This is a genomic window from Mesorhizobium sp. M8A.F.Ca.ET.161.01.1.1 (assembly GCF_004792105.1).
In the GTDB taxonomy this organism is placed as follows: Bacteria; Pseudomonadota; Alphaproteobacteria; order Rhizobiales; family Rhizobiaceae; genus Mesorhizobium.
Genome location: NZ_SRTD01000084.1, coordinates 1 through 434 on the forward strand (window position 1 = coordinate 1; position 434 = coordinate 434).

General features: G+C 66.6%; 2 pseudogenes. One reads left to right on the forward strand and one right to left on the reverse strand.

The features are described 5' to 3' along the window. Positions 1 to 305: pseudogene (locus EN804_RS37500) on the reverse strand (sugar phosphate isomerase/epimerase); the annotation flags it as partial. Between EN804_RS37500 and EN804_RS38430 the strand changes: the two are divergent. Continuing rightward, positions 225 to 434, forward strand: a pseudogene (locus tag EN804_RS38430) (sugar phosphate isomerase/epimerase); the annotation flags it as partial. The pseudogenes EN804_RS37500 and EN804_RS38430 overlap by 81 nt on opposite strands.

The following is a 434-nucleotide window of genomic DNA, read 5'->3' on the forward strand; positions in this document are numbered from 1 at the left end:
CCGGGGCTCCTGTCTAGCAGCGCCGGGTCCGGCTTGCCGCGCAGATAGTGCCAGAAGTCGAACACCAGGCCGCTGTTGTCGCGGTCCGCGGTCTTGATGATCTTCCAGGCGGTCTCGAGGTCGGGAAGGCCCCAGAACGGAATGAATTCGAGGTCGCAGCGCCAGCCAAGGCCGGCGGCGCGGTCGCAGGTCCTGGCAAAGCCTTCGATGAGTTGATCGATAGGCGGGACGCGATCGGCGATGCGGACGTGACCGTGTCGTCGCTCGGCGTTTTCGGAAATCCAGTCGAAAGCGGCGAGGTCGATCGCGGCGTGCTCGCGGCCTGGGAGACGGCGATCGACAACGCGCATCTGTTCGGCACTTCGATGGTCTGCGGCTTCACCGGCCGCCTGCGCGGCAAGAAGCTCACCGACAGCCTGCCGCGCTTCCGCGAG